This is a genomic window from Myxococcus sp. MH1 (assembly GCF_059738865.1).
Genome location: NZ_AP026947.1, coordinates 10678467 through 10701002, shown reverse-complemented (window position 1 = coordinate 10701002; position 22536 = coordinate 10678467). Strand labels below are relative to the sequence as shown.

Sequence of the window (22536 nt, the reverse complement as noted above, 5' to 3'; positions counted from 1 at the left end):
CCGGGGACTTCCGGGCCCTCCCCGTGGGGCCGTGGGAGCGGCCGTGTTATGGAAAGCAGGTGCCGAAGATTGGTTATCTCATCCCCGAGTTTCCCGGACAGACACACATCTTCTTCTGGCGAGAGTTGCAGGCCCTTCCCGGGAAGGGCGTGACGCCGGAGCTGGTCTCCACCCAGCCGCCGCCCGCGCGCATCATCTCCCACAGCTGGGCGCGCGAGGCCATGGCCCGCACCGAGTACCTGGCCCCGCCCGGGCCGCTCGGCGTGGTGAAGGCCGTGGCGGAGATTGCCCGCGCCATGCCCACGGGCTGGGCGCGGTGCCTGGCCTCCATCGCCCGCGCGGAGGGGCTGGACGCGAAGGGTCGCGCGCGGCTCCTGGCCTTCGCGGTGATGGGCGGGCGGCTGGCGTCGCTGGCGCGTGAGCGGGGGTGGACGCACGTGCACGTGCACTCGTGCGCCAACGCCGCGCACGTGGCGCTGTTCGCGAACCTGTTGTCGGGGCTGCCGTACAGCATGACGCTGCACGGGCCGCTGGACGACTACGGGCCGAACCAGCGGGAGAAGTGGCGGCACGCCAGGTTCGCGTTCGTCATCACGAAGAAGCTGCTCGGCGAGGTGAACCAGGAGCTGGCGGGGAGCCTGCCCAAGGACATCGAGCTGGCGCCGATGGGCGTGGAGCTGGGCAAGTTCAACCGCTCGACGCCGTACCAGGCGTGGACGGGCGAGGGGCCGCTGCGCGTCTTCTCGTGCGGACGCCTCAACCCGTGCAAGGGGCACGCGGACCTCATCGACGCGGTGGGGATGCTGCGGGCCAAGGGCATCGACGCGCGGCTGTCCATCGCGGGCGAGGACGAGGCGGGCGGCACCACGTACCGCAAGGTGCTGGAGGCGAAGCTCGCGGAGTCCAAGCTGGGCGACGCGGTGACGCTGCTGGGCGCGGTGGGCGAGGACGTGGTGCGCGACGGCATCGAGCGCGCGCACATCTTCGCGCTGGCGAGCCTCCAGGAGCCCTTGGGCGTGGCCATCATGGAGGCCATGGCCATGCGCGCGCCGGTGGTGGTGACGGGCGCGGGCGGGGTGAAGGAACTGGTGGACGACGGCGTGGACGGGATGCTCGTGCCGCCGCAGGCGCCCTCTGTCCTGGCCGAGAAGCTGGAGGCCGTGGCGCGAAATCCGCGCGAGGCCGAGCGGCTGGGTGAGGCGGGCCGGCGCAAGGTGGAGACGCAGTTCAGCAGCGAGCGCAGCGCGGACATGCTCGCGCTGATGCTCCAGCGCGCGGCGGGGTAGTCGAAAGCAGGGGGGCGGGCGGGCCCCTGTCCGCCGCTCCCTTTCCCTCATGGGCGGCCTGCGCCTGCGGCACGGAGGGACGGCGGAGCGTGCCACCGCGTCGTCGGCTCCATACCCTGGGAGGAGAAGCGGGCGGGCGCCTTCGGGGCAGGGCGTCCAGGCGTCCGAGCGCGGGGTTCCCCGGTGAGGGGCCGGACCGGGGAGTTACATGGGGGCTGACCGTTGGAGCCGCGCTGATTAAGCGATGGGGTCTGACGGAGGGAGGGAAGGGAGGAATGGCCTTGGAAGGCACCGAGCAACTCACCCCCCATGCTCCTGCCCGGGTGGAGCCACGGACGACGAGCATCCTCCTGGTGGATGACCACGCGTCGAACCTGCTGGCGCTGGAAGCCATCCTGGAGCCCATGGGCCAGAAGCTGGTGAAGGCGGCCTCGGGGCCGGAGGCGCTGCGGTGGCTCTTGCGCGAGGACTTCGCGCTCATCCTCCTGGACGTGCAGATGCCGGGGATGGACGGCTTCGAGACGGCGCGCATCATCCGGCAGCGTGAGCGCTCGCGGTACACGCCCATCATCTTCCTCACCGCGCACGGGCGCGATGAGGCGAACCTGGTGAGCGGCTATGCGTCCGGCGCGGCCGACTACGTGGTGAAGCCGTTCCACCCGGAGGTGCTGCGCTGGAAGGCGGAGGCGTTCGTCGCGCTGTATGTCCAGCAGCGGGCCCTGCAGCGACAGGAGGCGGCGCTGTGGGAGCGCGAGCGGCGGATGCTCGAGCGACAGGGCGAGCTGCGCTTCCGCCGGCTGGTGGACTCGATGCCGCAGTTCGTCTGGGCGCTGCTCGCGGACGGCACCATCAGCTACGCGAACCGGGGCTGGCTGGACTACGCGGGGCTGACGGCGGAGCAGGGACGCCAGCGCGAGGAGAACCTGCGCTGCTTCCATCCCGATGACCTGGGGAAGGTCCAGGCGACGTGGGAGGTGCTGCGCCGCTCGGGGATGCCGGAGGAGCAGGAGTACCGGCTTCGGCGCGCGACGGATGGCGAGTTCCGCTGGTTCTTGTGCCGCACGCTGCCGGAGCGCGATGGCGCGGGGCGGCTCGTCGGGTGGATATCGACGGCGACGGACATCGACGACGCGCGGCGCGCGGTGGAGACGCTGCGCGCCACGAACGAGGCGAAGGACATGTTCCTCACCCTGGCGGCGCACGAGCTGCGCACGCCCCTGCAGGCGGCGCGCAGCTACGCGGACCTGGCGAGGAAGAAGGCGGGGGAGGAGCAGACCCCGAACGTGGCGCGGGCCCTGGAGGGCATCCAGCGCAGCGTGGGTCGCATGGCGCGGCTGGTGGAGAACCTGCTCGACATGGGGCGGCTGCAGCGCGGGGAGCTGTTGTTGGAGGAGGGAGACGTGGACGTGCGCGCGCTCCTTCACGAGGTGGCGGAGCACTTCGAGCCCTTGCCGGAGGGGCGGGACATCCACGTGGAGGCCCCCGAGGGGCTGGTGCTGCGCGCCGATGGCGAGCGGCTGGACCAGGTGCTCTCCAACCTGGTGTCCAATGCGCTGCGCTACTCGCCGGACGGAGGGGACATCCGCCTGCGGGCGCGCGAGGAGGGCCGGTGGGTGCACGTGGAGGTGCTGGACCACGGGCTGGGCATTCCGGCGGACCGGCTGGAGAACATCTTCGAGCGCTTCGGACGCGCGCATGGCGTGTCGTACGGAGGTCTGGGATTGGGGCTGGCCATCGCGCGAGGCATCGTCGAGCGCCACGGCGGGCGCGTCTGGGCGGAGTCCTCGGGGCGGCCCGGCGGCGGCAGCACGTTCCATGTCGTGTTGCCCCGGCCCGTGAGCTGAGGCGCCCGGGCCGGCGTGACGCGGGCGATGCGTGAGACACGTGTCGCATCGGCGTGGGATGTCGGAGTCGGTTGGTATGTGAAACCCATCAGGTGATTTCGGCGCCCATGCCGGAGGGCTGAGATGGGTCGTGGTCGGGCTGTGTCCTTGTGTCTGTGCTTGTTCATCGTGACGGGGTGCTCGACGACGCGGAGCGTTCGTCTGGAGCTGGGCTCGGGAGCGTCCGTCCGTCACCTCCCCGTCGAGGAGGACTCCGGGCCGGTGGAGCTGGGGGAGGACACGTTCCAGGAGGCGATGACGAGGCTCGCCCGGGACGTGAGGCCCTTCGCGCATCCGCTGCGGGAGGCGCGGCTGCGCTTCGGTGTCCCGGAGCGGGGCGGCGTGTATCTGTATGAAGGGCGCAGGCTCCACGCGGTGCAAGAGGGCGCGGATGAGACGTCACCGCACCTGCTGGAGTCGTATGCGGACGAGACGCTGACGCGCGGGTACGGCCGCTGGTGTGCCAGCGAGCTGCGCGCGGGGGACTGTCTGCGGTTGCTCGAGGAGGGGCCGCTGCTCGGCAGTGATGGCAAGTACGCGCTGGCGCTGGCCATCGCGATGGAGGACGTCTGGGAGGAGACGGCGGAGTCCCTGCGGGGGGTGGGGGACCCGGTGGCGCTCCGCGCGACGCTGACGTCCTCGGTGGCGATGTATTTGATGCTGTGGTCGCTGCCCGAGCCGGTGTCGAAGGGGCTGGCGGCGCTGCTCACCGCGACGGCGATGGCGTACCTGGGCGTGGACACGGTGTGGCGGGTGCTGGATGCGTGGGTGGTGCTGGTGCGGCGCGTGGACCTGGCGCGCTCGTTCGAGGAGCTGGAGGCCGCCGGTGAGGCCTACGGCGAGGTGCTGGGCGACGACGCGGCGCGGGTCTTCGTGATGCTGGCGACGGCGGCGGTGGGGCGCGCTGGAGGGCTCGCGACGAAGGGGCCGGGGCTGCCCGGCGCGGCGCGAGCGGCGGTGTTCCTGAAGGCCCAGGCGGGCTTCTCATATCCCGCGCTGGAGCGCGTGGAGTCGGTGGCGCTGACGGCGGAGGGCTTCACCGTGGGCCTGTCGGGCGGAGACTGAAGTGCCGTGCGCTCAGCCGTGCTTCGCGAGCGCGGGGGCCTGGGTGTCCTCGGGGTTGGTGTGGATGATGGCGCCCGGAGGCGGCACGGGCGCGGACGGCGCGGGGGGGACCAGGGCGGTGTGCGGCATGGGCCACGCGCCGGTGGCGACGGCCAGCTTGCCGGACGTCACCACGCACAGCGACACGACGAACGTGCAGATGTACGAGATGATGCCCATGTCTCCGAACACCTGGTTGATGTAGCAGATGACGGAGCCCACGATGATGAGCCCGGCGGCGCGGTGCTCGGCGATGTGCGAGCGATGGTACGCGCGCACGGCCAGGAAGATGGTCACCACCAGGTACATCCACACGCCCGTGTAGCCGACCATCCCGCCGAAGGCGAACAAGCCGAGCAGCGAGTTGTGCGGGTGGTAGCGGTACTGGGGGAAGACGAAGGCGATGTTGGGCAGCGGGATGGGCTCGAGGAACTCGTGGCCGTAGCCGGTGCCGAGCAGCGGGAACTGGGTCCACGTCGCGATGACGTCCAGGTTCTCGATGTCGCGATAGTCCAGGTTGCCCTCGCCGCCCTCGCCGTCGATGAGGGAGCGCACCTTGTGCACGGGCGCGAAGGCGCCGCCGCGCGCGTTCCAGCCCACCGCGAAGTAGACGAGCATCAGCGGCGCCATCAGCACGAGCCCTCGGGTGAAGGTGCGCTTGATGGCGGGCCAGGGCGTGATGAGGTAGCCGGCCAGCAGGCACCCCACGAAGCTGACGTAGGCGAGCCGGCGGTCGTTGTAGACCATGCCCATGAAGATGCAGAACATGAGCAAGAGGCCGCGCAGCGCGTGAGCCCCCTTGGGCTTCTCCAGGAAGCGCATGGTGGCGACGAGCAGGCAGAAGTTGAACGTCATCGAGTCCGAGTGACACGTGGTGTACTCGACGAAGACGCCCATGGACGGCACGACGATGGCGCCGAAGTAGACGCTGATGGCGGCCTTGGTGAGCCCCGCGGCGATGACGGTGCGCGCGAAGATGGGCCAGTCCTCCGGGCCGCGCATGGCGTAGTGAAACATGGCGACGATGAACGGCATCATCGCGGCCTGGTGCCACTGCCACAGCGAGTTCTTGAAGTCCCCGCCGCGCATCACCCCGCGCACCTCCATGAAGAGGATGGCGATGAGTGACAGCGCCACCACGGCGATGAGCGGCCGGGGCATGGGCAGCGCGGGCGGGTCGATCTTCGACTTCGTCACCCGCCGGTACATCGCCAGGCCCAGCAGGCCGACGATGAGCACGTCCACCAGCGGGAAGCGCAGCGCTCCAATCTTGGTGATGTAGCTGAGCTGGGCGAAGAGCAGCTCGCCCAGGGGGTGCAGGGGGGACGGCCAGAACCCGGACTGGGGCCGCTCCGGGACGTAGTCCACCGCGAGCACCAGGTAGGTGACGAGCATCACCGGGTAGCGGATGGGGACCTTGACCACCAGCCACAGCACGGCCACGAGCAGCACTGGGGCCAAAGCGACCACAGGGTGCAGGAGGGCCCCTCCCACGGTGGCGAGCACCAGGAAGCCAAGCAGCGCCACGAAGCGCAGGTAGGAGGGCCGGTCCGGGGCGTACGTCACGACGGAGGGGAGGCTACATCTGGCGGGCCGGTTGGGATAGATGAAGCCTCACGTATGCCTGCTCCCAGACCACGCGTCCTCCTGATTGCCGAGCTGTGCAACCCCGACTGGGTGAGTGTCCCGCTGGAAGGCTGGTCGCTCTACCGCGCGCTGAGCGAGGTCGCCGACGTGCACCTGGTCACGCAGGTGCGCAACCGGGAGAACATCCTGAAGCAGGGGGTGCAGGAGGGCTCGCAGTTCACGGCGTTGGACTCGACGCCGGTGGAGAAGCCGCTCGACAAGGTGGGCGAGCTGTTGCGGGGCAAGGCGGGCGTGGGCTGGACGACGGCGACGGCGTTGAGCGTGCTGCCGTACTACTACTTCGAGGAGGTGCTGTGGCAGCGCTTCGGCGCGCGCATCAAGGCCCGGGAGTTCGACCTGGTGCATCGCTACACGCCCATCAGCCCGACGACGCCGAGCACGCTGGCGCGGCGCTGCAAGGCGGCGGGGGTGCCGTTCGTGATGGGGCCGCTCAATGGCGGGTTGCCGTGGCCCAAGGGGTTTGGTGGCGCGCGGCGGCGGGAGAAGGAGTGGCTGAGCTACGTGCGGGACGCGTACAAGCTGATGCCCTTCTACAAGTCCACGCGGGAGAACGCGTCGGCCATCATCACGGGCTCGCGGGCGACGCGGGGCCAGGTGGCGCCGGAGTGGCAGGGGAAGACGGTGTACGTGCCGGAGAACGCCATCGACACGCGGCGCTTCGGGACGGCGAAGTCGGAGGGGCCGGTGGAGCTGCCCTTGAGGGTGGCCTTCGTGGGGCGCTTCGTGCCGTACAAGGGCATGGCGATGTTGATGGAGGCGGCGGCGCCGCTCATCCGTGAGGGCAAGGTGGTGCTGGAGTACATCGGCGACGGGCAGGAGATGCCGAACCTCAAGGCGCAGGCGGCCAGGGAGGGCATCGAGTCCGGGGTGACGTTCGCCGGGTGGGTGAAGCACCAGGAGTTGCAGGGGCGGCTGGCGAAGAACCACGTGTTCGGGTTCCCGAGCGTGCGCGAGTTCGGCGGGGCGGTGGTGTGCGAGGCGATGGCGCTGGGGCTGGTGCCCATCGTCATGGACTACGGCGGTCCGGGGGAGATTGTCAGCCCGGCGACGGGGTTCGCGGTGCCCATCGGGACGCCGGAGGAGATTGTGGCGCGGGTGCGCGGGGTGCTGACGAAGCTGGTCGAGGACCCGTCGGTGATTCGTCCCATGGGGGAGCGGGCGCGGGAGCGCATCTTCAAGCACTTCACGTGGAAGGCGAAGGCGGAGCAGGTGCTGGAGGTGTACCGCTGGGTGCTGGGCGAGCGCGGGCAGCCCGACTGGGGCATGCCGCTGGCGGACTGAGCCCGTGTCACTCAGGGCCTGGACGTCCATGTCCAGGCCGCGGGGGCTTCAATCCTGGGTGCCGCTCGGGCGCAGTGCCACCCGGGAGCGGATGGCGCGGTTGGCTCGCAGCAGGATGTCCGCGCGGGACGAGGGTGCGTAGTCCGGGTGCTCGAACCGCAGCGTGTACGTCCCCGCGGGGAGCAAGGGCAGCCGATAGCGTCCCGCCGGGTCCGTCCAGGTCACATGGGCCCCCGTGTGGCCCGATGCGCTGGCGCTGACCTTCACCCTCACGAGCGGCTCGCGACTGTCTCCGTCGATGACGATGCCCAGCAGCACTCCCGGCGGTGGCGCGTACTCGCGGCTCTCCGCTCGGGCCAGGACAGGCACCGTGACGATGAGCACCAACATGCACAGCAGGTAGGGCACGAAGTGCGTCAGCACGGAGGCGGCCTCGGTGTGGCTCGGGGAGAGGGGCCATTCTCCCGGCTCGGGCTGACGCGAACCGCATGCGCGGCTCCGCGCTCCATCACCGTTCCGGCATGGCGCTCCCCATCGTGGTGACGTGGGCCGCCGAGTGAGCTTCGTGGTCCTGCGAGTCGGGAGCTCGGCTCACCGACTCACGACGCGTGCCTCGGGCTCGTGGGTGTGGTGCCCTTCCGAGGCTTCGAGGACGACCTGCTCGGGAGTCCCCGGGGCCAGCTCCGCGAGGGACCGGAAGCGCCGCAAGCGGAGCTTGGGCTCCGCGGTGTCACGCCGCGCAGAGGCTCCGCTCAGCGCGTCTTCCAGGGCCGACGTCTCCCTCGTGGCTCCGGACGCCTCGTGCGACTCCATTGCCGCGGGGCGCACGGCGATGCGCTCCAGGAACTCCTGGTCCACCCGCACGCCCGGGGTCATCGAGCCCACGTCCACCGTCGGGCCGCCCGTCTCCAGGCGCAGCGTCTCGACAGGCCACGCGCTGCGCCCCGCGTCGAGCGTGACGACCGGACGGCTGGGCTTGCGAATCACCTGCGACCGGGGCGGAGCTTCCTCCTCGGCCGTGGCACAGGATGCCTCCGTGGCCTGGGACGAGGCCGTGGTCTGTGCCTCGGCGCTCGGGCCGGCCTCCTGCGCCCCGGCGGCCGGGGAGAGCATCCACACGAGTCCACACAGCACACCGCGAAGGAAGGGCGTCACGTGCTCGACTCCAAGGCCTCGGGAGAACGAACCCCATCATCCGGGACCACGACGGCAGAATCTCCCACGCAGCTCCCTGGGTTCATCATGGCTCGGTCATGATGCGAGGCCGTGGGCATGATGGAGATACGACCCAAGGCGTCATTTCGGGTCGAACGGGAGGGGCCTCCTCAGGAACCCGTGGGCGGCCGGTCGAAGTCCATGGTCCTCAGGGGGGCGAAGGCCTCGAATGGATCCACTCTCCGGTCCAGGCCCCCGGCCCGGCGGATGAGGTCACCCAGCTCGCGGACGTCCTCGCGCGCCTTCAGCTCCGGGCCCACCTCGCTCCACAGCTCCAGGAGCGAGTCGTAGGTCAGCGGCCGCGTCCAGTACGAGCCCCGGAGCTTCTCGGCGAAGGCGGAGGCCACGTAGGCCAGTCGGGTGGACGCGCCAGCCTGGGCGTAGCTCGGGCGCAGGGTGGCTCGGGGCAACGGGGTCGCCAGCTCCTTCGATGTGCCGCCCTCGGGCGACTTGTAGCGGATGCGCAGCGTGCCCAGTGCCCGGGCGTTCTCGAGAGGCTTCACTTCGTAGAGCGCGGTGACGGAGTGGCCCGCGCCCACCTCACCCGCGTCCACGCGGTCATCGCGGAACTGCTCGGCCGTCAGCGCGCGGTTCTCGTACCCGAGCAGCCGGTAGAGGGAGACCGCCTTCGGGTCGAACTCCACCTGGAGTTTCACGTCCTTGGCCACCACCTGGAGCGTGCCAGTGAGGTTCTTCACGAAGACGCGGTGGGCTTCCTTCAGTTCGTCCACGTAGGCGTAGTTCCCCTCGCCGACGTGGGACAGCCGCTCCATCAGCACGTCGTTGTAGTTGCCCATGCCGAAGCCCACGGTGGACAGGGTGATGCCCCGGGCCGCGAGCGACTTCACCTTCTCCCAGATGCCATCCGCGTCGGAGATGCCCACGTTGGCCACGCCATCCGAGCAGAGGATGACGCGGTTGATGCCGCCCTCGAGCAGGTGTTCGACGGCGATGCGATAGCCCAGCTCCAGCCCCGCCTGGGCGTTGGTGGAGCCCTCGGTGTGGAGCCCGTCGATGGCGTCCATCAGTCGTGACGCGTGGAGCGCGCTCGTGGGCGGGAGCACCTGCCGGGCCCGTGAGCCGTACACGACGAGCGACACGAGGTCGCGCTCATCCAGTTCCGCTACCAGCATGCGCAGGGACTGCTTCACCAGCTCCAGCCGGTTCTCCATGGCCATGGACCCGGACACGTCGATGACGAAGACGAGGTGGCTGGGCTTGCGTTCGGCGCGGGAGACCTCGCGCGCCTTCACGCCGATGCGCAGCACCTGGTAGCCCTTGCGCACGGGCGAGGGGAAGCCCTGCACGTGGACGGCGAAGGGCGCGCTCTTCGCGCTCGCGTAGCCGTAGTCGAAGCTGTTGACGAACTCCTCCACGCGCACGGCGCGCGCGTCCGGCATGGCGCCGCGCTTCAGGTAGCTGCGCGTGAGTGTGTACGAGGCCGTGTCCGTGTCGACGGAGAACGTGGAGAAGCGCTCCTCCTCCGTGTTGACGGTGGGGTTCACCCCGTACCCCTTGAAGTACATGTCGGAGTAGCGCGAGCGGGGCATCGGCTCGCCGTGGTGGGGCTGGGTGGGCGCCTGGTGCGGAGGGGCGGGGTGGAGTCGCAGCGTCATCGACATGCTGGGCTTGGCGGGGGCGACGTTGTCCTGGGGTGGAGGGCTCGCGACGGCAACCTGCCCGTTGAGGGGGACGCCGTATGCGTCGTGCGCGGGGCCCGGGGCCAGTTCCGCCAGTGCTTCGAAGGAGCGCGACGGTTCAGGAGGCCGAGCCTTGTCGATGCGCTTGATGAACTCCTGGTCGACGTTGACGCCCGTGGTGGTGGAGCCCGGGCCGAGGGTCGGCGGAGTACTGATGATGGGCACGATGAGCGCGTCATCGGCGAGCATCTCGACCTTGATGCGGAGGGTGCGGTCGAGCCTCAGTTGCACGTCCCCGCGTTCGTAGCGCTGGTAATGCTCCCGCTCGTATCGGACGGTGTAGACGCCCGGAGGGAGCTGAGGGATGCGGTACTCGCCCTTGGCATCGGTGACGGCGGTCCGTTCACCCACGAGGCTGGGCGACGTCGCGGTGATGACGACGTCGGGAAGGGGCTGACGGCTCTTCACGTCGATGACGGTGCCGACGATGTTGCTGTTCTGGGCGAGCGCCAGCGGGGCCAGCAGCACCAGCAGCCCGCATAGCAGTCGTGAAAGGACAGCGTTCATGAGGTCCACCTCGGTGCATCGAGAGGTGGCCATCATCCAGGCGGAGCGGGCCTCGCATCGCACGCGAGGCTCCCGGCTCCATCATGGTTTCAGCACGGGCCTCGTGAGGCCCGGTCCTCCGTCAACGACTCAGCGCCGCTCGGCCTCGCGCTCGGTGCGCACCCACTCGCCGCGCTTCTCCGCTCCAGGGCCGCGCAGCATCAACCCCACCTTCCACACCACGTACACAGGCGCCCAAGCCAGGTCCAACAGCCCGCGCGGCCCCACGCCGGACACCCACCACCCGCGCAGCACGTACGCCACCAGGCTCATCAGCCCGAAGCCCGCCACCGCCGAGGCCCACACCGCCGTCCCGCCCGACAGCCACACCAACACCGCCGCCGCCACCGCGCTGCCCACCGCGGCCAGCACCAACTGGCTCAACGGCGGCACCAGCACGTCCATCGACAAGTCCAACAACAACCCGCTCCGCTGCTTCAGCGCATCGCTCAAGAGCGGCCACCCGTGCAGCTTGCGCATCTGCGCGCGCCCACCCTCCCAGCGCTGACGCTGCGAGCGGCTCTGCTTCTCCGCCGAGACCATCTCGCCCTGCACCTCCGCCTCCCAGGCGTAGTGCACGCGGTGCCCCTTGCGGCCCAGCCGGATGCCGTACTCCAGGTCCTCCACCACGCTGAACGCGTCGTGAGGCACCTCGCGCAGCACCGCGTGCGTGAAGCACATCCCGTTGCCACGCAGGCCGCAGGACACCCCCAGCGCCTCGCGCCCCAGCGAGCGCACCTTGTGGAACATGCCCAGCGCAATCGTCATCAGCCGCGTGCGCCACGACGCCGTCGGGTTCATCACCCCGTAGTGCGCCTGCACCGCGTGCGCCCCGTCCTCCAACCTGCGCCCGTACGCGTGCAGCAGGTTCGGCGACACCACCGTGTCCGCGTCCACCACCACCACCGCGTCCGCGAAACCATCCTTCTGGCTGAACTCGAACGCGTGCGCCAGCGCGTACCCCTTCCCGCGCTTCTGCGTGTCATGCCGCTCCAGCACCGTCGCGCCCGCCTCGCGCGCCTTCTGCGCCGTCGCGTCCGAGCAGTTGTCCGCGATGACCAGGATGCGCCGCAGCGACGCCGGGTAGTCCACCGCGGACAGGTTCGCCACCGTCCGGGCGATGCCCAGCTCTTCATTGTGCGACGGAATCACCACGTCGAACTTGCGCGTGGGCGCGGGCGGCACCGGCGCCGCGCGTCGCCACGACAGCACCGTCAGGAGCAGCAGATAGCCGCACGCCACCGCCACCGGCAGCAGCGCCACGCACAGCGCCAGGTCCACCCAGGTCCACACCGTCACGACTGTCTCCCCCGAGCACGCGCCCTAGCGCCGCTCCAGCTCCGCCAGCACCGGGAGCTTCAGGATTCGCTCCACCTGCCACTTCTCCAGGATGCGCCGACGGATGATGTCCAGCGCCACCGCCGCGAAGATGCCCATCGCGATGCCACCCACCACACCCGCCGCCAGGATGAGCTGCACCTTCGGCTTCGACGGCTTCTCCGGGAACGTCGGCGGCGACAGCACGCTGAAGCGGTGCTTCATCGACGCGCGCGAAATCTCCAGCTCCGTCTTCGCCTGGTCCAGCCGCCGCATCTTCTCCTGGTGCCGCATCACCAGCATCCGCACCCGGTCCGCCGCCACCGACACCTCCGGGTTGTCCGCCGTCGCGGGCCCACCAAACGCCGCCGCGCCCAACAGCGGCCCGCCCGTGGTCCCCTGCTCCAGCTCCCCCGGGTCCCCGCCGTTGCGGATGTACTCGTTGATGAGCTCGTTCAACTCCGAGCGCAGCGCCACCAACTGCGGCGAGTCCTCCTGGAGCGCGACGATGCGCTGCTCCAGGTCCGTGATGAGCGGGTGCTGCGGCGAGTAGATGACGCGCTGCTCGGCCAGCTGGTTGCGCAGCTCCGTCAGCCGCCGCGCGCGGAACTCCTCCACGTCCGAGATGGCCCGACGCTTGGTCTGCACCATGAACCGCATCTGTGCGAGCAGGTGGTTCGTGTTGATGCCCAAGGCGCCCGCCGCCTGCGCCGCCGCGCCGCCCCGGCCCTTGTTCTGCTTGGCCTCCTCGCGCTTGCGCTTGGCCTCCACGCGCTTCACCGTGGCGTCCAGCGACGCGATGGCCTGCTTGATGCCCTCGGCCTCGTCCACCACCTGCTTGTCCAGGATGGTGATGGCCTCCGCCACCGCGCCCATCTCCGCCTGCTGCCGCATCTCCAGGAAGTTCTTCTGCGCCGCCTCGACGATGTTGAGCGCCAGCTGCGGGTCGCTCCAGTCCACGCCGATGGTCACCGTGCCCGTGCCACCCTCCACCATCACCAGCATGGACTGCTCCAGCATGGCGCTGAGCGCGTCCGCCTTGTCCTCGTCGGACATGGGCGGCGGCGGCTTGCGCAAGAGCTTCTCCTTCAGCTTGCTCATGGGCGAGCGCTGCAGCTCCCAGTACTCCACCAGCTTCGCGTCCCGCACCACGGCCTTCAGGTTGTCGGCCTTCATCACCATCTCCCACGCCGCGCGCGTGGGCTGGTCCGCGTCCACCGGAATGGAGCGGCCCGGGTTCGCCAGCGAGGCGATGATGAAGTTGCGCTGCGTGAGCATCCGCGTCTCGACGTGGTACTTGCGCGGCATGATCTTGGTCACGCCCGCCGCCAGGCCGGACACCGCCACCATCACCACCAACGCCAGGAACCAATGCCTGAGCACCGCGTTCTTCAAATAGAAGACCGCGTCGATGGCGAAGCCCCAGTCGATGAGGTCCGACGGTGCGTTCGTCTCCACCCGCTCGGGCGTGTACGCCGGAGCAGCGGGGGCGGCCCGGGGGCCCCGAGGCCCGAGGGCCGGCGCCGTCACGAGGTCCTCCTCACGGGCGCGTTCTTGAGCAGGTGCTTCACCCGCTTGGAGAACTCCTCCTGCGTGAAGGGCTTGCCCAGGTAGCTGTTGGCGCCCGCCTCCTCGGCGTGGGCCTTGTCCTCGGGCAAATCCCGCGCGCTCACCACCAGCACCGGCACGTCCGTCATGCCCGGGTTCTTGCGGATGTGCTCACACAAGTCGTAGCCGGAGATGTCCGGCAGCGTCAGGTCCAGGCACACCAGGTCCGGACGCTCCGCGCTCGCCAGGTGCTTGAGCGCCGCCTGCCCGTTGGGCAGCTCCACCACCTGCTTGAATCCCATGGCACGCAGGTAGTCGCCCAGCATCTTCCGGAAGAAGGGCGCGTCCTCCACCAGGAGGACCGTGTGCATTTGGGGCTCCATTGCGTCGTCAGCCTTTCTTCTCAGTCGCGCTCAGTGGAAGCCGAGCCGTGGCACCCAGACGATGACGCCGTAGGTGTATGCCGCGTTGAAGAGGATCACCCACAGGATGGCCTTCTTCAGTCCTCGCGACGGATTCGGGTCCCTCGCCGCCTTCGCGGGAAGGGCAATCGTGAGGATGAGGACGGACATCAGGATGAGCTTCGCCATGGCCTTCGCTTTGGCTCAGAGGATACCAGTTTGCCGCAGCGACAGGCCCAGCACCGCCGCCCATTGGAACCGGGCCGCCGGCAACTCGGGCGAGCGGCTCCACGTCCCCCGGGTATCCGCGTCCACCGACATCCAGGTGTTGAGAATCCAGGACGCCGTCACCCCGCCGGACACCAACCTGTCACCCGTGGCCCCGCCCACCGCGAAGGCCGTCCCCGCCGTGGTGCCCACGCGAACCCGGGGCCCCAGCGCCCACGTCCCCGTCGCGGTGAGGTCCGCGCGCGGATAGACGCGCGCCGTCAGCCGGTCCGTGAAGGGGGAGACGCGCACGCCCAGCCGCCCGTCGAAGTCCGCCGTGCGCGAGGGGATGCGGTGCCCCACCGCGAGCGTGAGGTTGGGCAGCACTTCCGTGCGAGGTGCCGGGTCCGGCTCGACTCCGCCGGCCGCTGTCACGGTGTGGACAATGCTCGCGCCCACGCCGGCCTCCAGGCCCGTGCGGCGAGTCATGCGGCCCGTCCAGCTCTCCGTCAGCGTCACCACGGTGTTGTTGGCCCCGGTGGAGAAGCGCGCGTAGGTGGCGGCGGCCGAGGTGGTGATGGCGCTGAGCGGGGACAGCGCGTGGCTCAGGGACACGTCCAGGCGCGGGCCGTACTGCAGGGGTACGGCTTCACGCGCGGGGCCGTCCAGGCCGCCGCTCACGGTGAAGCCCGTGGTGCCGGACAGCTGCCAGCGCCGCCCCAGCCAGCCCGTCTCGCCGGTGAGCGACGTGGCGGAGGAGAGGAAGTGGACGGTGTCCGCCTCGGGCAGGGGCTGCAGCGGACCTCCGCCCTGCGGCGGCCGGATGGGGCCGTCCGGGTCGATGGGGTCCGGGTCCAGCGAGGGCAGCGCGTCGAGCGTGAGCAGGTTCACGCTGCCCAGCACCAGCTCCTCGCTCAGCCGGAACGACAGGCCCCGCTCGGGGCGCCAGAGCGCGGCGAAGCGGCCGATGTGCTGAATCTCGGTGCGCGCCCTGGCCGTCACCTCGCGCAGGCTGATGCGCGGCGCGTAGTCCAACTGGAGCGACGTGTTCCCCTCGCGCCGCTCCAGGCCCAGAATCGGCGTGAAGTCCGTGTCAGCGGCGAGGGTGGGCGCGTCCTCGGCGGGGTCCTCGTTGGAGCGCACGCGCGAGTCCACCCGCACCGACGCGGTGTAGGAGACGGAGGCCCCACAGACCTCCAGCCACATCGCGGTGAGCGCCGCCCCCAGCACCGCTCACTCCACCACCACCACGTCACCGGGGCGCAGGCGGAACGACGGCGCGCGCCCCTCGGCGTGGATGAGGTCCTGGTAGCGGAAGCGGATGCGCACGGGCGCCTGCCCGTCGTCCTGGCGCATGACGAAGATGCGGTCCTTGTGCGCGTACTCGGTGAAGCCGCCCGCGCCGGCCAGGGCCTGCAGCAGGCTGGCCCCCACATCGATTTCCAGCGGACCGATGCGGTTGACCTCGCCCACCATGGTCACCTTGATGGGGCGCGGCATCTCCAGCGCCACCGTGACGACGGGGTGGTTGATGTAGTCCTTCAGCCGCGTCTGGATCTGCTGCGACAGCATGGCGGGGCTGTGGCCCGCGGCCTCCACGTCGTCCAGGAACAGCAGGCTGATGCGCCCGTCGTCGCGCACGCGCGCCTGCGTGGTGAGCGACTCCTGGTTCCACACGCGGATGTTGAGCAGATCGCCGGCGGCGATGCGGTAGCTGGCGTCCAGCGGGGGCGGCTTCTCCTGGTACTCGTCCACCCAGGTGTACTTGCCGAGCCCCGTGCAGCCGGAGGCCACGAGCACCAGCCCCGCGGTGGCGAGCACGCGCGAGGCCGGGCGGAGCAGGGAGCGGAGCGGGGAGGTCATGGGGCTCCTTCAGGGCGCGGGGGCGACGGCCACGACGGCCGGCTCCGGTTCGGGGTTGCCTCGGCGGCGCGCCAGCTTCACCACCGCGAGCACCTCGCCCGGCTTCACCGCGCCGAGCGCCAGCACCCCCACGACGTACAGCGAGGCCTCGACGATGAGCCGCGGCCAGTCGGACAGCGGCGCGAGCACCGTGCGGTCCAGCGCGACGATGGCCACGCACACCACCGCCGTCTTCGCCACGCGCACCAGCAGCCGCCGGTCCACCGCGGAGCGGCCCATGCGGCCGAGCATGATGATGGTGATGACCACCTCCATCAGCAGCAGCGAAATCGCCGTGCCCGCCGCGCCGCCGCCGTCGCCGTACTTCGCGTACAGCCAGGGCACGAGCAGCAGGTTGAGCAGCGGGTTGAGCAGCAGGCTGCCGAAGATGCTGGTGCCCGTCACCCACCACTCGCGGTTCGTCATGGTGAGCCACGCGCCGCACGTCATCGTCACGAACGCGAGCACGAACAGCGGCGACTGCAGGCGCAGCAGGTTGACCGCCAGCGAGTAGTCGCGGCCCAGGAGGCCAATCCACAAGGGCGCGCCCATCACGATGAGCATCATCATGGGCACCGTCACGGCGAGCGTCCCCTCGAGCGCGCGGCGGGCGATGATGCTGACCTCCTCCTCCGAGCGCGCGGCGGCGCGCGACATGAGCGGCAGCAGCACCCAGCCCATGACGGGGTTCAGCGCGAAGGTGACGTTGGAGATGCTCCACGCGGCGGAGTACCAGCCCACCTCCTCGTGGCTGCCGAGCATCCCCAGGATCATGATGTCCAGCCGCCCGTTGGTGGCGAGCGCCGCGGCGGTGAGGAAGTAGGGCAGGCCCGCCTTGCACACCTTCCACGTGGCGGGGAAGTCCACGCGGAACACCAGGCCCATGTGCACGCGCGCCAGGTACCAGCCGATGCCCAGCTTGATGGCCTCCGATGCGACGACGGGCACCGCGAGCCAGGGCAAGGGCAGCCCCAGCACGCCCACCGCCAGCAGGCCGCCACCCCACACCACCTTGGTGACGACGTTGGAGATGGACAGCCCCGCGACCTTGCCCTTGGCGTGCAGCAGCGCCGCCATGGACGCGTTGCACATGACGAGCAGCTGCGCGACGCCGAACACGTACACCAGCGCGCGCATCTCCGGCGGGTCCTCGCGCCACGCCATCACGAGCGACAGCGCGCCCATCAGCACGACGGTGAGGATGAGCCGCAGCAGCATGGAGGCGCCGAAGAAGTCGCTGGCGTGCTCCGGCCTGCGCGACACCTCCTTGCGGATGTACATCTCCAGGCCCAGGTTCGTGGCGATGAAGAAGATGGCCGAGAAGCTGTCCGCCCAGTTGAAGCGCCCGAAGGCCTCCGGCGACAGGTAGTGCGTCAGCAGCGGACGGATGCCGAAGGCGATGGCGTACGTCACCAGCAGCGAGCCGCCGAGCTGCAGGCCGTTGCGCACCGCGCCCATCGCCTCGTGGGAGCGCTCATGCTCCTGGGCGTTCTGCTGAGAGGATTCGCTGTGGGTAGTCACGGTGGGGAGTCGGGCGCTCCCGGCGTCGGCCGGACGGCCCGGGTGCATAGAAGACGAGCGGGGGCGGCACGTCAATGCCACCCCCGCGGGAAGTCAGGTCGCCTGGAGGCCTAGCTGGCCCCGCGACCCGTGATGACCACCGGCACCGTCTGCAGCAGCAGGCGCAGGTCGCTCGTCAGCGTCCAGTGGTCGATGTACTGCATGTCCAGGTACATCCACTCCTCGAAGGAAATCTGGTTGCGGCCGGAGACCTGCCAGATGCACGTCAGGCCCGGGCGCACCGACAGCCGGCGGCGCTGCCACGTCTCGTACTTGGCCACCTCGCTGGGCACCGGCGGCCGAGGGCCGACGATGCTCATCTCCCCGCGCAGCACGTTGATGAACTGGGGCAGCTCGTCGATGGAGAACTTGCGGATGAAGCGGCCGATGCCCGTGATTCGCGGGTCGTTCTTCATCTTGAAGACCGGGCCCGACTGCTCGTTGAGCGCGGCCAGCTTCTCCTTGAGCTCCTCCGCGTTCACCACCATGGAGCGGAACTTGAGCATGTAGAACGGCTTGCCGTTCTGCCCGACGCGGTACTGCTTGAAGAAGATGGGCCCCTTCGACGTGAGCTTCACCATCAGCGCCACGAAGCCCAGGAGCGGCAGCAGCATCCACAGCGCCACCGCGGACACGCAGATGTCGAACAGGCGCTTCATCGCCATCTGGTGCGGCTTGGGGCTCACCGCCGCGAAGTGCAGGAAGCCGTCCGCCACCGCGCGGCTGTCGACGGGGCGCGCGCGGTCCAGGCGGAAGGTGTGCGCCGGCAGCGCGAAGGGCACGCCGAAGCGCTCGGCCAGCTTGATGGCGGCCTGCATCGCCTCGCCCTGCTTGAGCGTGTTGCCCGCGATGTAGACCTCGTCCACCGCCGTGTTGCGCAGGATGTGCTCCAGGTCATCCACCGTGCCGAGCACCTTCGAGGGCAGCTCGCCGATGGAGCCCGTGTCGTCGTGGAAGCGCACGTAGCCCAGAATCTGCCGGCGGCCGCGGCGCGTCAGGTCCTCGCCGGAGTAGCGGCCCATGGCCCCCGTGCCGACGATGAGCACCGCGTCCATGGGGCGCTCCTGCGCCGCCACCGGACGGAAGACGAACAGGCGCAGCAAGAGCGCCACGGGCCAGAACAGGATGAGCAGGGGCGCCAGGCCCGGGACCTTCAGGGTCTCCGGCAGGGCCAGGTTCGCCACCGCGAGCACCGTCACCACGGCGAGCGTCGTCACCGACACCAGCGCGACGTGGTCCAGCCGGCTGCGCTCGGCGAAGCGCGAGTCGTACAGGCACAGGGCCGTGCCGGTGATGATCCACACCACCAGCGACGCCAGCACGACGGCGGGCAAGAGCCACCCGGGCTCCGCCCGCAGCTGGCCGTCCATCCACGCGGAGGCCGTCAGGACCACCGTCATCAGGACCAGGTCCACCGTCAGGTTCAACTTCGCCGCGAAGCCAGGCGCCAGCTTCGGCCCCGGAACCTGCTCTTCCGCCGCGACGACCCCCACGTTGCCCTGAGCGGATGCCGACCCAGGAGCACCGACCGCCGCACCAGTACTTGCGCTGCTCATCGTGTCCACCCCCCTCTACCTGCTCGACCGAGCGTTCAGTCCAGATAGAGGCTGCCGTTGAGGCTGAAAATCTTCAAGTCGGAAAGAACTGCTTTTTGCCATGCTTGTGCGGTGCGTTGCAACCCCCCGCACCGTGAGTAAGACGTGACATGGTGTGAAATCTTTGGATCATCCGACTCTCGTCGCATCTCACGGGGTCCCAGCGAACACCGGGAGTGCTCCCTTCGCTTCCCCGCTGCGAAGGAGCCGTGCGGGATACTGCATCTACGGTGCCGGTCTGACGTGAAGGGGTACGGGCGTGGAGGGGGGGCTGGATGCATGCGAGACGTGCGCCGGGAATTCATGGGTTTATGCGCCCGCCAGGCGTTCCGCGTGGGAGTGGACGTTGAAGCGGCCGTCCCGCACGAACGTGGCCAGCGTCACGCCGGAACGCAGGGCCAGGTCCACGGCCAGGGTGGTGGCCGCGGAAACGCCCGCGACGACGGGGATTCGGGCGCGGACGGCCTTCTGGATGATTTCGAAGCTGACGCGTCCGCTCACGGCGAGGAGCGCGGGCTGACGCGTCAAATCGGCGGGGCGCGCGAGATTTGCGCGGAGTGTGCCCGCCAGGACGAGCGCGCCGACGACCTTGTCCACGGCGTTGTGTCGGCCCACGTCCTCGAAGGCGGCGAGCAGGCGCCCCTCGGTGTCGAGCGCGGCGGCGGCGTGGACGCCTCCGGTGCGGGCGAAGTTGCGTTGCACGTCGCGCAGGCGCTCGGTGGCGCGGGCCACGGCGAAGGGGGAGAGCACGGGGCCTGGCGGCAGGGGCGTGCAGCCGGTGAGCAGGTCCTCGACGCTGCGCCTCCCGCACACTCCACATGCTGAGGTTGTGAGAGTTCCGCGACGGGTGGCGCGCAGGGGCTCCGGGTCGAGGAAGACGCCTGGGGCGGGCGTGACTTCGAGCACGTTTCCCCAGCCTTCCTCTCCGGGCCGTCCGCAGTGGGCGAGGGTGCCCAGGTCCTCGGCGCCCCGGATGAGGCCCTCGGCGAGGAGGAAGCCCACGGCGAGCTCCCGGTCGTGTCCGGGGGTGCGCATGGTGGTGACGAGTGATTCGCCATTCACGCGAAGCTCGAGCGGCTCTTCGACGGCGAGGGCGTCGTCCTCGGTGGGCTGGAAGGTGGCGCCGCTCCAGCGACGCACGGGCTTGGAGGCGACGCCGCGCGCGTCGGCGGGGGAGAGGGGTGCGGGGCGGGGCGGGTGCAGGTGCTCGAGCACCGCGTCCGCGATGGCACCGAGGTCCTCGGGGGAGAGGACTCGTGGGCTGGTGGGACTCGGGGGGGGCGAGTCGGTGATGAGCGCGAAGACCTCGGGCCGTGACGGAGCCAGGGGTGGGCCGAGTCCCTCTCGCCAGACCTCGAGCTTGGGCAGGGGGCCGTCCTTCCAGCCCTCGACGAGGGCGAGGTCCAGGCGTCCGACGAGGCGGGAGAGGAGCGTGGGCAGGCTGTCCGCGGGGGACTGGTCGTGGGTGAGCTGGACGCCCTCGGGGGTGGCGAAGCCGGTGAGCACGGCGCCAGCCTGCTGGAAGCGCGCGGTGTCACTGCCGGGGCGGTGGAGCGGGTGCGCGTCGGAGGAGTGCTTCACGGCGGCGACGCGCAGGCCGCGCGAGGCGAGCTCCGGGAGCAGGCGCGCGAGGAGCGTCGTCTTCCCGGCGCCGGACCAGCCGATGATGCTCACCGCGGGGACTCGGCTCATGGGTGGAGCCCCGCAGCCGTGGCGTCGACCTGGGTGGGGTGGATGCGGCGCGCGAGGTCGTCCTCGGCGACGTGGATGCGCATGGTGGGGACGCGGCTCATGTGGGCTGTCCCCCGGTGGGGGCGTCGACGGCGACATGTGTCGGACGGTCGAACAGCTCCACCTCGACCACGTCTCCCTCGGCGAAGTCGGCCTGGCCTGGAGGCAGGACGGCCCAACCATCCGCCTGGACGTTCTGGAGAATCTGTCCGGCGCCCTGGGGGCGCAGCACCGCGCGGGCGCCCGTGTCGTCGTGCTCGAGCAGGGCGGTGATGAGGTACGTGAGGCCCGCCTGCTTGTGCCGCGGCTCGGACAGGCGCGCGCGGACGCGGCGGCGCAGCTCGAGGACTCCCTGGTGCCGGAGCAGCAGGGGCCGCGCGAGCTGGTCGAACGCGACGCTCGCCGCGCCCGGGTTGCCCGGCAGCACGACGACGGCGGCGGTGCCCAACCTCGCCACGGCCACGGGCTTGCCCGGCTTGAGCGCCACGCCGTCCACGAGAAAGCGCGCGCCCAGGCGCGTGAGCACCCGCTTGACGTGGTCCTTGTCTCCCACCGAGGCCCCACCGGTGGTGATGAGCACATCGACCTGTGGCGCGAGGTGCTCGATGGACTCGCGCAGCGCCTGCTCGTCATCACGGGCGCGGGAGAGGTGGCGCACGTCCGCGCCGGCCTCGCGAGCGAGCGCCGCTATCAGAATCAAGTTGCTCTCGTATACCTGATGCGAGAGCGCGGGCTGGCCCGGGCGGATGAGCTCGTCCCCCGTCGCGAGCACCGCCACACGAGGCGCGGACCTCACGCGCACGTGGGTCTCCCCCTGGGATGCGAGGACCCCGAGCACCGATGCGCTCAAGCGCTGACCCGCGCTGAACAGGAGCGTGCCCGCGAGCACCTCTTCGCCCGTGCGGCGGATGTCATGGCCCGGAGGGACGGTGATGAAGAGGTCCACGTGGCGATGGTCCTCCGTCGCGCGCGCGGCTTCTTGTCGGATGACGGCATCCGCGCCGGAGGGAATCGGCGCGCCGGTGAAGACGCGGGCCGCCTCTCCGGGCTGGAGCGCGCGCGAGGGCAGGGCGCCCGCGTAGACGGTGTCGACGACCCGGAGTCGAGCAGGGCGGTCCCGGTTGGCGCCGCGGGTCTCCTCGGCGCGCACGGCCCAGCCATCCATCGCGGAGTTGTCGCAGCCGGGGAGCGAGCGCACCGCGCGGACGTCCTCGGCGAGGAAGCGGCCGTGGGCGTCGAGCAGCAGCACGGACTCGGGAGCCGTCGGTGAGAGGGCTTCGAGCGCGGCCTGCCGGGCGGTGTGAAGGGACGTGAGCGGCATCGACGCGGCGCAGACTACGTCGAGGGAGCGGCGCCTTGTCCATCGTACCCCGTGCCGGTTGCCCGCCTGCCGGACACGACGTGGGCCGGTGCGTCATCCGGAGGGCGTTGGCTGGCGGGTGACCGCCAGGGGACTGGCCGTGGCGTCCGGAGGGTGGTTCGGGCGATGCCTCGACGCGAGGCCAGGCGCGGAAGACCACGACACCGGCGGATGCGAAGTTCATCGGACGGAGTGCTGGGCAGGAAGAGACTCACCAGGCACCTGACTCAAAAGAAGTAGCGAGGGTCGCCCG

General features: G+C 70.3%; 17 protein-coding genes and 2 pseudogenes. 4 read left to right on the top strand and 15 right to left on the bottom strand.

Annotation, left to right across the window (positions count from 1 at the left end):
* The first annotated feature begins 59 nt into the window (after nucleotides 1-59).
* From epsE to sitA5, 3 genes and pseudogenes are all read left to right on the top strand, one after another.
* Complete coding sequence (gene epsE, locus AC6JA9_RS42490) at nucleotides 60-1286, top strand: exopolysaccharide biosynthesis GT4 family glycosyltransferase EpsE (protein ID WP_497958864.1); 1227 nt, start codon at nucleotides 60-62, stop codon at nucleotides 1284-1286.
* Nucleotides 1287-1561: 275 nt separating this feature from the next.
* Nucleotides 1562-3130: a response regulator EpsF gene (gene epsF, locus AC6JA9_RS42485; protein WP_223750950.1), complete on the top strand. Its 1569-nt coding sequence runs from the start codon at nucleotides 1562-1564 to the stop codon at nucleotides 3128-3130.
* A gap of 123 nt (nucleotides 3131-3253) precedes the next feature.
* Nucleotides 3254-4222: pseudogene (gene sitA5, locus AC6JA9_RS42480) on the top strand (SitA5 family polymorphic toxin); the annotation flags it as partial.
* A gap of 24 nt (nucleotides 4223-4246) precedes the next feature.
* Here the strand turns inward: sitA5 and wzy are convergent.
* Nucleotides 4247-5839, bottom strand: coding sequence for an exopolysaccharide repeat unit polymerase (gene wzy / locus AC6JA9_RS42475; protein WP_223784176.1), 1593 nt, complete (start codon nucleotides 5837-5839; stop codon nucleotides 4247-4249).
* 54 nt (nucleotides 5840-5893) lie between these two features.
* On the opposite strand from wzy, the gene epsH reads away from it, so the two are divergent.
* Nucleotides 5894-7201 carry an exopolysaccharide biosynthesis glycosyltransferase EpsH gene (gene epsH / locus AC6JA9_RS42470; RefSeq protein WP_248543720.1) on the top strand — a complete coding sequence of 436 codons (1308 nt, stop codon included), beginning with the start codon at nucleotides 5894-5896 and terminating at the stop codon, nucleotides 7199-7201.
* Nucleotides 7202-7249: 48 nt separating this feature from the next.
* On the opposite strand, the gene AC6JA9_RS42465 is transcribed toward epsH, so the two are convergent.
* The 14 genes and pseudogenes from AC6JA9_RS42465 to AC6JA9_RS42400 form a co-directional block, all read right to left on the bottom strand.
* Nucleotides 7250-7624 carry a carboxypeptidase-like regulatory domain-containing protein gene (locus tag AC6JA9_RS42465; RefSeq protein ID WP_223750953.1) on the bottom strand — a complete coding sequence of 125 codons (375 nt, stop codon included), beginning with the start codon at nucleotides 7622-7624 and terminating at the stop codon, nucleotides 7250-7252.
* 168 nt (nucleotides 7625-7792) lie between these two features.
* Complete coding sequence (locus tag AC6JA9_RS42460) at nucleotides 7793-8356, bottom strand: hypothetical protein (RefSeq protein ID WP_497958863.1); 564 nt, start codon at nucleotides 8354-8356, stop codon at nucleotides 7793-7795.
* A gap of 170 nt (nucleotides 8357-8526) precedes the next feature.
* The gene (locus AC6JA9_RS42455) at nucleotides 8527-10623 is read right to left on the bottom strand and encodes a YfbK domain-containing protein (protein ID WP_497958862.1); all 2097 of its coding nucleotides are present in this window, start codon (nucleotides 10621-10623) and stop codon (nucleotides 8527-8529) included.
* Between the two features lie 129 nt (nucleotides 10624-10752).
* Nucleotides 10753-11961: an exopolysaccharide biosynthesis GT2 family glycosyltransferase EpsU gene (gene epsU / locus AC6JA9_RS42450; protein ID WP_497958861.1), complete on the bottom strand. Its 1209-nt coding sequence runs from the start codon at nucleotides 11959-11961 to the stop codon at nucleotides 10753-10755.
* Between the two features lie 24 nt (nucleotides 11962-11985).
* Complete coding sequence (gene epsV / locus AC6JA9_RS42445; RefSeq protein ID WP_497958860.1) at nucleotides 11986-13509, bottom strand: PCP family exopolysaccharide biosynthesis protein EpsV; 1524 nt, start codon at nucleotides 13507-13509, stop codon at nucleotides 11986-11988.
* The gene (gene epsW / locus AC6JA9_RS42440; protein ID WP_141329058.1) at nucleotides 13506-13910 is read right to left on the bottom strand and encodes an exopolysaccharide biosynthesis response regulator EpsW; all 405 of its coding nucleotides are present in this window, start codon (nucleotides 13908-13910) and stop codon (nucleotides 13506-13508) included. The genes epsV and epsW overlap by 4 nt, the downstream gene beginning before the upstream one ends.
* Before the next feature lie 30 nt (nucleotides 13911-13940).
* Entirely contained in the window at nucleotides 13941-14117 is a 177-nt protein-coding gene (locus AC6JA9_RS42435; RefSeq protein ID WP_170300513.1) for a hypothetical protein, read from the bottom strand.
* 15 nt (nucleotides 14118-14132) lie between these two features.
* On the bottom strand, nucleotides 14133-15365 hold the full coding sequence (epsX, locus tag AC6JA9_RS42430; RefSeq protein ID WP_141329057.1) for an exopolysaccharide export protein EpsX: 1233 nt from the start codon (nucleotides 15363-15365) through the stop codon (nucleotides 14133-14135).
* A gap of 3 nt (nucleotides 15366-15368) precedes the next feature.
* A complete protein-coding gene (gene epsY, locus AC6JA9_RS42425) occupies nucleotides 15369-15998 on the bottom strand; it encodes an exopolysaccharide export protein EpsY (RefSeq protein ID WP_223750958.1) in 630 nt (209 codons plus the stop codon).
* Between the two features lie 9 nt (nucleotides 15999-16007).
* Nucleotides 16008-17558 carry an exopolysaccharide biosynthesis flippase gene (wzx, locus tag AC6JA9_RS42420; protein ID WP_223750959.1) on the bottom strand — a complete coding sequence of 517 codons (1551 nt, stop codon included), beginning with the start codon at nucleotides 17556-17558 and terminating at the stop codon, nucleotides 16008-16010.
* A gap of 110 nt (nucleotides 17559-17668) precedes the next feature.
* Nucleotides 17669-19162 (bottom strand): exopolysaccharide biosynthesis polyisoprenyl-phosphate hexose-1-phosphate transferase EpsZ, encoded by a 1494-nt coding sequence (gene epsZ / locus AC6JA9_RS42415; protein ID WP_141329052.1) that lies wholly within the window; start codon nucleotides 19160-19162, stop codon nucleotides 17669-17671.
* A gap of 339 nt (nucleotides 19163-19501) precedes the next feature.
* Nucleotides 19502-20395, bottom strand: coding sequence for a formate dehydrogenase accessory sulfurtransferase FdhD (locus AC6JA9_RS42410; RefSeq protein WP_497960838.1), 894 nt, complete (start codon nucleotides 20393-20395; stop codon nucleotides 19502-19504).
* Nucleotides 20396-20485: 90 nt separating this feature from the next.
* Nucleotides 20486-20884 (bottom strand): annotated as a pseudogene (gene mobB, locus AC6JA9_RS42405) (molybdopterin-guanine dinucleotide biosynthesis protein B); the annotation flags it as partial.
* 97 nt (nucleotides 20885-20981) lie between these two features.
* Entirely contained in the window at nucleotides 20982-22244 is a 1263-nt protein-coding gene (locus AC6JA9_RS42400; RefSeq protein ID WP_497958859.1) for a molybdopterin molybdotransferase MoeA, read from the bottom strand.
* Nucleotides 22245-22536 lie beyond the last annotated feature (292 nt).

Bases quoted from the DNA above. Each gene is read 5' to 3' on its own strand.
- AC6JA9_RS42455 (WP_497958862.1), bottom strand. From the start codon at position 10,623: ATGAACGCTGTCCTTTCACGACTGCTATGCGGGCTGCTGGTGCTGCTG.
- AC6JA9_RS42435 (WP_170300513.1), bottom strand. From the start codon at position 14,117: ATGGCGAAGCTCATCCTGATGTCCGTCCTCATCCTCACGATTGCCCTT.
- epsW (WP_141329058.1), bottom strand. From the start codon at position 13,910: ATGGAGCCCCAAATGCACACGGTCCTCCTGGTGGAGGACGCGCCCTTC.
- AC6JA9_RS42400 (WP_497958859.1), bottom strand. From the start codon at position 22,244: ATGCCGCTCACGTCCCTTCACACCGCCCGGCAGGCCGCGCTCGAAGCC.
- epsF (WP_223750950.1), top strand. From the start codon at position 1,562: ATGGCCTTGGAAGGCACCGAGCAACTCACCCCCCATGCTCCTGCCCGG.
- epsY (WP_223750958.1), bottom strand. From the start codon at position 15,998: ATGACCTCCCCGCTCCGCTCCCTGCTCCGCCCGGCCTCGCGCGTGCTC.
- epsH (WP_248543720.1), top strand. From the start codon at position 5,894: ATGCCTGCTCCCAGACCACGCGTCCTCCTGATTGCCGAGCTGTGCAAC.